Here is a 10,625-nt window from a genome sequence, read left to right on the forward strand (position 1 = left end):
TATATATTATTATTATTATTATTATTAATGTTATTACTAGCGGCTTATTACTTTATTATTATTTTATTATTTATTACTAGGTTTATTTAGTTATTTTAATATTTAATTTTATTAGAATAGTTGATAATTTTTTTAGTTAATTGGTAATTTTTAGTTAATTTGTTATTATAGTTGTATTTAGAGTGTATTATGCTTTTTTTGCTTTTTTATTATTAAATAGCTTTTTTATTATTAAATATATTGTTCCATGAGAAATAAAGGAGGTAGAGATGTTTGTTTTCACTGGATAATGGTTATTTTTTAGAAATATTTATAATAGATTACTGCTTTTCTTTTATTTCACTTATATATATTATTTGTTTAAGTCATTAAATCATTAATTTTAGAGGGATATTCACTATGATTATGCAAAAAGAATTTATTGATAAATTAAAATTATTTGGTCTAAATAGCTATGAATCAAAAATATGGGTGGCACTTCTTTCTCGAGGAGTATCGAGCGCAGGAGAACTTTCAGATATTTCTAATGTACCACGATCTCGAAGCTATGATGTCTTAGAATCACTCGAAAAAAAAGGATTTATAGTGATGAAAATAGGCAAACCCATAAAATATCTTGCCGTGCCACCTAATGAAGTATTAGAACGAGTAAAACAAAAAGTTCAAGAAGATGCAAATAAACAATCAAAAAGTTTAGAAAATCTTAAGGAATCAGATGTACTCAATGAACTATCAAGTCTGCATAATAAAGGTGTAGAGCTTGTTGAACCAACAGAGCTTACTGCGAGCTTTAGAGGCAGAAATAAAGTTTATGAGCAAATACTTCTCATGCTTAAAGAAGCAGAAAAAGAATTTGTACTTGTGACAACGGAAGATGGTTTAACTCGTAAAATTGATTTTTTTGCGAGAGCATTTAAGAAAGCACACGAGCGAGGAGTTTATATTCGTGTTGCAGCACCAGTTGCGGCACGAGATAATGAAGCCTTACAATTAATAAATCCTTATGCAGAAGTTAGACACATAAATGATATGAGAGCTCGATTCGCTATAGCTGATGGTCAAGAAATAGCATTCTTATTGTTTGATGATGATCAAATACATCCAAGTTATGATGTTGGCGTCTGGGTAAACACGCCTTTTTTTGCAGGCGCAATACAAGGACTTTTTGATGCCGCATGGGAAAATCTTGAGATTATTAAAATTAAGAATTAAGATGTTAAAACCAACCAGCAGTTATTCGCATCTACATAAAGCATATTCTTATTTTGAAAAACGATTCTGTTTAGAACCTGTTTTTGAAGGCAAAACAGTTCCTTGTGTTGAATCTGAGAAGATAAATACAACGAACATTTTAAATCAATTACCTTTTTTAAAGAGTCAAGTTTTACGAGACTTACCTTTATTTCTTATTCCTCATCCACCAACCATTTATGAAATAAATAATAATTATTTTGAAAATAGTTTAGCAACACCTCATTTTGATATTTTAAAAGCTGTAACTTCATTAACTGAAATTAATTCTTGTTTGGATTATGAAAATAATTATGATTATATGTTTAATTATTCAATAGATTTAGTTGATTCTTTAGAAGCATTTTCAGATAATTTTTTGGCCTTTGATTATGCGATAAAAATACAACAAATTCAAGGAAACGCACCCATTGGTATCTATTATTTAAAAAAAGATTCTATTGATATTGCAAAAATTACAAAACATTTCCTTTAATTTCCAAACGTCTTTAAACAGCAACCAGTTCTTTTTAACACCTAATTGTGGTTATTATGATAGAACACATAAAAATAGTCGGAACAAATCATATCTCAGAGCAGTCTATACAAGAGATAAAAAAATTTTTTTTAGACTTTCAACCAGATATTATAGCAGTTGAACTTGATAAACAACGATTACACTCGTTGCTTCATCCCGAGCAAGAAGGAAAATTAGGATTGTCTGCTATTCGTCAATTTGGTGTACGAGGAACGCTTTTTCTTCTCATAGGACGCTATGTTCAGCGAAAACTTGGAAAAATTGTTCATATGAAACCAGGAAGTGAAATGCTTTTTGCAGCGAACTTAGCTCGTAACAATAATTTATTGTTGGCACTTATTGATAGACCAATTAACATTACCATAAAGCGATTATTTAAAAAACTCACTTGGAAAGAAAAATTTCGATTTTGTGGAGATATTATTTTTTCACCATTTAAGAAACAACGAGTAAAAATAAATCTCTCTGCAGTTCCCGGAGAAGACATGATTTCACAACTTCTAGAACCCGTTAAGCGACGATATCCAACATTATATGTTGTTTTAGTTGCTGAGCGAGATGTTTATATGGCGCGCCAAATAGCTATTTTGGCAAAAAAACACCCTACTAAAAAAATATTGTGTGTTGTTGGTGCAGGACATGCTCAAGGTATGCAAAAAGAAATTCCTTTACATTTACACCGAATAGAAATTGTCTAAAAAATTTAAGCAGCGCTTAAACCGCTTTCCATAAGAAATAAAAGGGGAGGGGTATTTAAATAGTATTTTTTTATTTGTTGTTTTAACCGTTCTTGTCCGTATAAAATATTGTTCCACAGGAAACAACCCACTCCGCCTTTTATAAAGTTTTGTTTTTAAAGGGTTTATAAATGAAAAAAGAAGGATTTATAAATAAGTTTGTAACTAGATACTTTAAAAAGAGGCGAAGAACAAAGCGCCAACCTCATAAGTGGCGCGCCGAAAAATTTGTTGGGGGAAAACATTATGTCTCTAGAAGAACTTAAAAAAGGATTGGATGTGCGTATTGTTAACATCGTTGTTTCTACCAGTCTTGATCATGACATTCCTCTGGAAAAGATGGCGGCAACGCTATCAAATACCGAATATAATCCAGAGCAATTTCCAGGACTAGTAATAAGGATAAAAGAACCAAAAACATCAGCATTAATTTTTAGCTCAGGAAATGTGGTTTGTACCGGAGCAAAAAGTTTAGATGAAGTGAGAAAATCTCTAGATAAAATTAAAGAGACTTTAACTAAGATTAATATTACCATTACCATTACTCCAGAAATACACATACAAAATATGGTTGCGTCAGGTTCTATAGGTATGGATTTAAACCTAAATACGCTGGCTATGAAACTGGATAATACAGAATATGAACCAGAACAGTTCCCTGGTTTGGTCTTTAAACTTAACGAAGCAAAAGCAACATTTCTCTTATTTAGTAATGGGAAAATTGTTTGCACAGGAACCAAATCAGAAGAAGAAGTTTACAAAGCAGTGCATATGCTTATAGATGTCCTTAAAAATCTTACTTAAGATTTTTAAGACTCAAAGTAAAGGTCTTGTTCATGCTTAAAAAACTTAAAGTAACACTAACTTAAAAACTTTAAAAAAAGCTCTGGACAACTGGGGGCAAGACATAAAAACTTGTTTTCATTTTCTTTTTTTACCTTTTTAAAACATATGAGTTAGAGGGTGTACTCTTATGAAAGTCGTCACAACAAAAACAACAGATATTACAGAACAAGTCAAGCTTTTGCAAGATTTTTTCGAAATGCATTACTATGATGACTTAGTGTATGCTCTGCAAAAAGGAAGACAAAATATTATTGTTGATTTTCACCAACTTGCGATGTTTAACATCGATTTAGCTCAAGAACTTCTTGATAATCCTTTAGACATGTTTAAAACAGCCCAGCTCGCTTTGGAGAAATTAAACCTTCAAGGAGATATGACTAAATTCTTTGTACGATTTTTTAATTTACCAGCATCACAACACATCAATATTCGAGAAATTAGAAGCAACCACATTGGAAAGCTCGTAGAATTTACTGCCGTTGTTCGACAAAAAACAGATGTTAGACCACAAGCAACCACTGCAAAATTTGAATGTCCGTCCTGTGGGAACATTATGAATATTGTACAAACAGAACAAAAATTTCGGGAACCGCCAGGATGTGGCTGCGGAAGAAAAAATGGTTTTCACTTAATGGAAAAAGAACTTGTTGATGTGCAAAAACTTGTACTTGAAGAAGCAACAGACGAACTTGATGGTGGAGAGCAACCAAAGCGATTTAATCTACTATTACGACACGACCTAGTAAGTCCTATTAGTGAAAAAAAAACGAATCCAGGAAGCAAGATATTGGTTGTGGGGGTTGTAAATGAAATTCCTATTTCTTCTCAGCAAGGTGTTAAAACGGTTGATTTCGATTTGATGCTTGAAGGAAATTATATAGAGCCTGTGCAAGAAGAATTTTCTTCATTATCTATTTCTCCAGAACAAGAAAAAGAAATAATTGAATTTTCAAAATCAGAAAATCCTTTTAAACGGATAGTAAAAAGTTTAGCACCAACTATTTATGGTCATGAACGAATTAAAGAAGCACTTATACTGCAATTGTTAGGAGGAGTTATGAAACCACGAAGTGATGGGGTTAAAACAAGAGGAGATATACACATACTTCTCATTGGAGATCCTGGAGCTGCAAAAAGTCAGCTATTAAAACGAGTCACCGTTATTGCTCCTAAATCCCGGTTTGTTTCCGGAAAGGGAGCGAGTGGCGCAGGATTAACAGCTGCAGTTGTGCGTGATGAATTTCTTCGAGGATGGGCTTTAGAAGCAGGAGCGCTTGTTTTAGCAAATCAAGGAATAGCATGTATTGATGAGCTAGATAAAATGAGTGATGATGATCGAAGTGCGATGCATGAAGCACTTGAACAACAGACCATAACCATTAGTAAAGCAAACATTCAAGCAACTCTTCGTAGTGAGACAACAGTGCTCGCGGCAGCAAATCCTAAGTTTGGACGATTCAATCCCTTCGATGATTTAGGAAAACAAATTAATTTACCACCCGCATTGATTAGTCGATTTGATTTATTATTTCCTATTCGAGATGTTCCAGATAAAGATAAGGATGAACGTATTGCAAGTTTTATTTTAAAATTACATCAAGATATTACTTTAGCAGACAATGTTGAATTATCCACTAATTTTATTAAACTTTATATTGCGTATGCAAAAAGGAAAATTAAACCAAAACTTTCTAACGAAGCACTTGAAGAAATAAGGACCTATTATGTTAAACTACGAAGCAGCGGCTCAGAAGGCGAAGGAGGAATAAAATCTGTACCTATAACCGCACGTCAACTTGAAGCGCTTGTTCGACTTACTGAGGCGAGTGCAAAAACAAGGCTCTCGGGCGTTGCAACCGTTGATGATGCAAAAAAAGCAATTGAGCTTTTACATTATACTCTTAGCCAGATAGGAATGGATCCAGATACTGGTCGAATCGATATTGATAGAATAACAACGGGTGTTACTTCTAGTCAACGAAATCACATTGTTGTAGTACGTGAAGCAATTAACAAACTAGCAAACGAATTCAAACAAATACCAGAAGAAGAAATTATTAAATATTGCGAATCAAAAGGTTTAGAAGAAACAAAAATAGAGGAAGTGCTTCAAAAGCTCAACAGAACAGGAGACATTTTTCAACCAAAAAGAGGATTTTATTCAAAAGGATGATGCCAACTATGAAATATATTTATATCCAAATAATAAGTTTAATGAGGGCACTACATGAGTGAAAATAAACAATCACCACAGCAGTTTCCTCAGCGACAAACAGCAAAGATTTGCAGTATTAATGATTTATTTACGGGAGAATATGTTGTACAAGAAGGGTGGAAGCCAAATTATGTGAAAACGATAAATCCTGAACGTTTTATTTCACGAGTAAATATTATTGGATTTATTGTAGATAAACCAACACCATATCAATTTTTGTTAGATGATGGAACAGGAACAATAACTGTTATAGATTTTTCTCAAAGTCAAAAAACCACCGACTTAAAAGTTGGCGAGCCAGTTCTTATTATTGGTAGACCGCGACAAACAGAAGGGGGTATTTTTTTAGCATTAGAAATAGGGACGAGCAATCAACTCAAAGAACACCCAGAATGGATACCTTACCGAAAACAAGAGCTTGCTAGTATTGGTGGTGATGAGTTATCAGAAGATATTACTTTGCAAGAACCTGATGAAGTGCAAGCCAGCCAACCAGCAGATGTTGAAGAGCAAGCAGTTTTTCAAACACCAACAGAAATAACGGGAGATATGGTGTTTGATTTTGTTAAAGATCAGGATGAAGGTGAAGGTTGCGATATAGATTTTGTTGTTAAAAAATTCGGTCAAGAAGCGGATGATATTATTCTCACACTTATCAGTATGGGAGAACTTTACGAAGCAAAACCAGGAAAACTAAAAATTCTCGAGTGAATTTTTTTTTAATTAAATATTTAGTTAAATAATAAAGGGGTTACCCAAACTTCTAAAACTCCTGCAAGAAACATAAGCCCAATAGCAATGAGCAGCAAGTCTGCAGCATCAAGAACAATGTGCTCAAATTTTCTTCCTTCAAAATCGTGACGAATAACTGCAATAGAAATGATTCCTCCAGCAAGACCTGCAACAAAATAACTTAATATTTCAGGAATTCCATGAATAACATAACGAAATAAACCAAGGGAAACGGCATATAGATACCCTCCCATTTGGTCTAATCCAACTGCGCTTGCAACACTTGCTAAATTTGTTCGTACGATATTACCGATGGCAGTACCAATAATTGATGCATTCCATGTCAAAATAAAAATTGCTCCTGCACCATAAAGAAATGAAAAAAGGATGCAAAAAATTAACACTCTTAGGTTGTTAAAAAAAATAACGCTAAATGTACTCACATTTTCTAAGCCAGTATAACCAGTGATTTGACCACCCAAACGATTAAATGTATCAATTTGCGTGCTAAATAATTGTCCTGTTGTTTCTCCTGGAAGGACTGTATACCAAAAAGCAACAGCAAGAGTGATACCAACAAATAAAGCCATAAATGCCATTAATGCTTTTCCATGTTCTTTGAGTAAAGCGACCTCATGAAAATCACTTACATCTTTTTTTTCTTCATCTTTAATGATGTTATACATTAAAGGAATTGCGCCTAGAATGGTAAAAAAAATAAAGACCATGCTTGCTTGTTCTGCAAATGTCCACTTAGCAAGACCTAATGCAAGACTAGTATATAAGAAACCAATGAGGATAAGCCACGAAGGTCTTTTTTCTGCCTTTATGACATTTATGATGCGTTCTACAACCATTATACGCTAGAAACTGCGATTGAGGATTTATAAAGGTTTGTGTGGTGTTAAGAGGGGTTATTTTATTTTTCTCTAATTTGGATGTGTTCTATTTGACCGCTATTGCTGTATATACGAAGTAACGTTTCTGGAATTTCTCGCTTGAGCAGATATTGGATTGCAAATGATGCTTGATAACTTCCCACTATCGAAACAATGGTTGCAAGTACGCCGTGCTCTTTGCACGTAAAATTAGTAGTTTTATTTGTATAAATATCTTCATAAGAAATATTTTTTGTGGGGAGAAATGCAAAAACAGAACCATGCTCTTTAATTGCTGCACCATGAATCCACGCGACCTTATTTTTTTTGCAAAACACATCAATTTCTCGTCTAGAATTGTGATTATCAGTACAATCAAGGACGATATTTGCTTGTGCACACCAAGATAAATTTTCTTGATTAGCTTTTGTTTGCATCGTTTTAATGTTGACTGAAGGATTAATTTTTTGTAAATGGGTTTTTGCAGCAAGGACTTTTGGTTGATTAATATCTTCTGTTGTGTATAAGTGTTGACGAGAAAGATTATGATCTGTAACGATATCAAAATCACAAAGCAGAAGAGTTCCAACTCTCATCCGACAAAGTAGTTCAGCTGCGATGCTACCCAAACCACCAAGGCCAATAATTGCAATAGTTCCTTGCTCAATTACTTCTTGATTTTCTTTTCCCCAATACGTTATTTGTCTATCTGCCTTACATTCAATGGCCATATTTAGCATAAAAACCACGTTATTTAAAAAAATAGAGGTTTTCTATTCTTATTATGGACATTTTTATTGAACGAAGCAAACAAACTATTAAACAAGAGTTTTCAGGAACTGCACAAGAACTACTTGATAAACTTTCTATTAATCCTGAAGAGATACTTATTATTAAAAATGGGCAGCTAGTAACTGAAGATGAAGAGTTATCAACTGAAGATGAGATTAGACTACTTTCTGTTGTGAGCGGTGGATGAGTAGAGAGTAGTGAGTGGTTTGGTGTTTAGCGCTCGGATCTGGGAATTGTATACAAAAATGAAATGCGAACAATGCTCAAAAACAGCCATTAGTACGAAGCCAGCTTTATGTAAAGAGCATTTCGATGAATTTTTCTTAACAACAACACAAGAAGTTATTGATACGTTTTCGCTCTTTGATAAAAAGACAAACATTTGTGTTGCTGTAAGTGGCGGGAAAGATTCACTCGCGCTCGTTGATGTTTTATTGCGACTAGGTTACCCGGTAGAAGGTTTATTTATCGATGAAGGTATTGCCAACTATCGAGAACATTCTATTCAAGATTTAGATTTGTTTACCCAAGAAAAAAATTTTCAGGTTAACAAGATATCTTTTAAAGAAGCATATGGGTTTACCCTAGATCAAGCAATGCAAACAGGAAAAGTTCATGCGTGCACTGTCTGTGGAACCTTTCGACGACAACTCCTTAACAAACATGCTCAAGGATATGATGTTATAGCAACTGGGCATAATATGGATGATGAAGCGCAAACTATTCTTATTAATCTAGCGCGAGGCAACACTGATTTACTTTTTCGACTTGGTCCAATAACAAAAGATACGGACCTATTTGTTCGACGTGCGAAGCCGTTTTATTTTTTGAGTGAAAAACACATTCTTACGTATACTATCTTGCGAGGTATACGAACACAATTTGGCGAATGTCCTTATGCACAAACCTCTTATCGCGCAGCAATTGCAAAATTGCTTAACGAGCGAGAAGTAGCTTGCGCTGGAACAAAACGAAATATACTCGAAACATATTTACAACTTCAAAAAAAAGAACGCAAAGAAAAAATAAATGATTTACAACACTGCAAAAATTGTGGAGAACCATCCCAAGAACACATTTGCAAAGCGTGCTTGTTTAAAGAACTGCTCACACCACTCATAAAATAAAGGAGTTATAGTTTTTTACTCTTCTAGAAATGTTTTCTTTGTAATTGTTTGTTTAGTAAATACTTTTTGCATATCTTCCTTAGTTAAATGTCGCCACTCGCCATCATTTACATCAACAGCCAAACTACCAATATGCGTACGATGTAAATGCTTCACCATATAACCAAGTGATTTACATAAACGTTTCACTACTTTATGCACACCAACATGCACCGTCACTGCAACAGTATATTTATCGAGCTGAATGATGGTTGCGCGCACCATAGACCTATCAATTAACATACCTTTTTTTGCTTTTTGCGCATCTTCTTTTCTAAACGGTGCATCAAGTACTGCAATATAAGTTTTTCCAACACCATTACTCGGATGCATTACTTTATTTGCAAAATCGCCGTCGTTTGTGAGCAGGAGTAAACCTGTCGCATCTCTATCGAGTCTGCCAACAGCGAACACACGAGGTTTTTTAGGAAGTAAATCAAGCACTTTTTTCCGATTAAACATATCATCGCTTGTTGTAATATAACGCTTTGGCTTATTAAGCATATAATAAACAGTCTTTTCTTTTTGAATAGGCTCATTATTTACTAAAATAGTATCGGACGCTTTAGCTTTATCGCCAAGAGTGATTGTCTTACCATTCACTTTTACTTTTCCCTGCTCAATGAGTTCTTCAGCCTTACGTCGAGAACATAATCCGCTTTGCGCAATCAGTTTTTGTACTCGTTCATCCATTTTATCTATTACAAAACACGCTTTATTTATAAATCAACACTTCTTTTACTCTTCTCATATGAAAGATTTTGTCATCGCAACAATACATAACGCACCGCTATTTATTTCTCGAGCAGAAGAATTAGGCTTTACAGAGCTTGTGCTTCTTGCAGAACCCAAAGAGAGCAATTTATTTCTCGCACAACGAGAGGATTTGGTTAAAAAAACAAAAATAAAGCTTCTTTTTGGTGTTATCGCTCAAAATAGCTCTCAAATTCCGAAAGGTGTTGAATTTGATGTTATTGCAAAATTAGGCACTAGTGAAAAACTTTCATTTCCTCGACTAACACATGTAATTAACGTTGAATTTGCACTTGAAAAAGATTATATTCATCAACGAAAAAGCGGCACTAATCATGTTCTATTAACAGACTACAAACAACACAACATCGAATTACTTTTTGGATACGCGCAACTACAAAAAGAAACGTTGGGTAGACAAGCACAACTTCTCGGACGAATTATGCAAAATACACAACTCTGCAAAAAAGCAGGAGTAAGATACTCGCTTTGTAGCTTTGCAAAACAACCAGAAGAACTTAGACATGCAAAAGATGTGGCGGCGCTAGAGCGGACACTAGGCCTCTAAACTTATTTTCTTTTTCTTTGACACAAGAGCAGGGTTTGTCCCGAGAGTCTTGCTAAAAGCAAGAAAATATTGTGAAGTATTGCTTTGCAATATACTTCGCTTCTTGCTGAAGCGATGTGTCGAGAGCTCACGCTACTTCCAAACTTTTGTTTGAATGCGTGAAAGATGCT

The 10,625-nt window shown here is 34.2% G+C and carries 12 protein-coding genes; 9 read left to right on the plus strand and 3 right to left on the minus strand.

All coding sequences use genetic code 11. From position 1 onward, the window contains the following. The first annotated feature begins 399 nt into the window (after positions 1-399). The 6 genes from K9M74_05115 to K9M74_05140 all read left to right on the plus strand — a co-directional run bounded on the left by K9M74_05115 (position 400) and on the right by K9M74_05140 (position 6,277). A complete protein-coding gene (locus K9M74_05115; protein MCF7799255.1) occupies positions 400-1,212 on the plus strand; it encodes a hypothetical protein in 813 nt (270 codons plus the stop codon). Position 1,213: 1 nt separating this feature from the next. Then, entirely contained in the window at positions 1,214-1,726 is a 513-nt protein-coding gene (locus tag K9M74_05120) for a hypothetical protein (GenBank protein ID MCF7799256.1), read from the plus strand. Positions 1,727-1,773: 47 nt separating this feature from the next. Next, a complete protein-coding gene (locus tag K9M74_05125; GenBank protein ID MCF7799257.1) occupies positions 1,774-2,466 on the plus strand; it encodes a TraB/GumN family protein in 693 nt (230 codons plus the stop codon). A gap of 285 nt (positions 2,467-2,751) precedes the next feature. Beyond that, a complete protein-coding gene (locus tag K9M74_05130; protein ID MCF7799258.1) occupies positions 2,752-3,309 on the plus strand; it encodes a TATA-box-binding protein in 558 nt (185 codons plus the stop codon). Positions 3,310-3,478: 169 nt separating this feature from the next. Continuing rightward, positions 3,479-5,524, plus strand: coding sequence for a minichromosome maintenance protein MCM (locus K9M74_05135; protein MCF7799259.1), 2,046 nt, complete (start codon positions 3,479-3,481; stop codon positions 5,522-5,524). Positions 5,525-5,578: 54 nt separating this feature from the next. After that, positions 5,579-6,277, plus strand: a complete 699-nt coding sequence (locus K9M74_05140; GenBank protein ID MCF7799260.1) for a hypothetical protein — start codon at positions 5,579-5,581, stop codon at positions 6,275-6,277. Positions 6,278-6,297: 20 nt separating this feature from the next. On the opposite strand, the gene K9M74_05145 is transcribed toward K9M74_05140, so the two are convergent. Both K9M74_05145 and K9M74_05150 read right to left on the minus strand, forming a co-directional pair. Next, entirely contained in the window at positions 6,298-7,155 is an 858-nt protein-coding gene (locus K9M74_05145) for a stage II sporulation protein M (GenBank protein ID MCF7799261.1), read from the minus strand. Positions 7,156-7,217: 62 nt separating this feature from the next. Continuing rightward, positions 7,218-7,907: a HesA/MoeB/ThiF family protein gene (locus K9M74_05150; protein ID MCF7799262.1), complete on the minus strand. Its 690-nt coding sequence runs from the start codon at positions 7,905-7,907 to the stop codon at positions 7,218-7,220. A 53-nt stretch (positions 7,908-7,960) separates the two neighbouring features. Here K9M74_05150 and K9M74_05155 point away from each other — a divergent pair, with 53 nt between their 5' ends. Beyond that, positions 7,961-8,155, plus strand: coding sequence for a MoaD/ThiS family protein (locus K9M74_05155; protein ID MCF7799263.1), 195 nt, complete (start codon positions 7,961-7,963; stop codon positions 8,153-8,155). 58 nt (positions 8,156-8,213) lie between these two features. Continuing rightward, the gene (locus K9M74_05160) at positions 8,214-9,095 is read left to right on the plus strand and encodes a TIGR00269 family protein (GenBank protein ID MCF7799264.1); all 882 of its coding nucleotides are present in this window, start codon (positions 8,214-8,216) and stop codon (positions 9,093-9,095) included. A 15-nt stretch (positions 9,096-9,110) separates the two neighbouring features. Here the strand turns inward: K9M74_05160 and K9M74_05165 are convergent, their stop codons facing one another. Further along, positions 9,111-9,827 carry a pseudouridine synthase gene (locus K9M74_05165; protein MCF7799265.1) on the minus strand — a complete coding sequence of 239 codons (717 nt, stop codon included), beginning with the start codon at positions 9,825-9,827 and terminating at the stop codon, positions 9,111-9,113. A gap of 58 nt (positions 9,828-9,885) precedes the next feature. On the opposite strand from K9M74_05165, the gene K9M74_05170 reads away from it, so the two are divergent. Then, positions 9,886-10,455 carry a hypothetical protein gene (locus K9M74_05170; GenBank protein ID MCF7799266.1) on the plus strand — a complete coding sequence of 190 codons (570 nt, stop codon included), beginning with the start codon at positions 9,886-9,888 and terminating at the stop codon, positions 10,453-10,455. Positions 10,456-10,625 lie beyond the last annotated feature (170 nt).

This window comes from Candidatus Woesearchaeota archaeon (assembly GCA_021734105.1).
Lineage (GTDB): Archaea > Nanobdellota > Nanobdellia > Woesearchaeales > SKGA01 > SKGA01.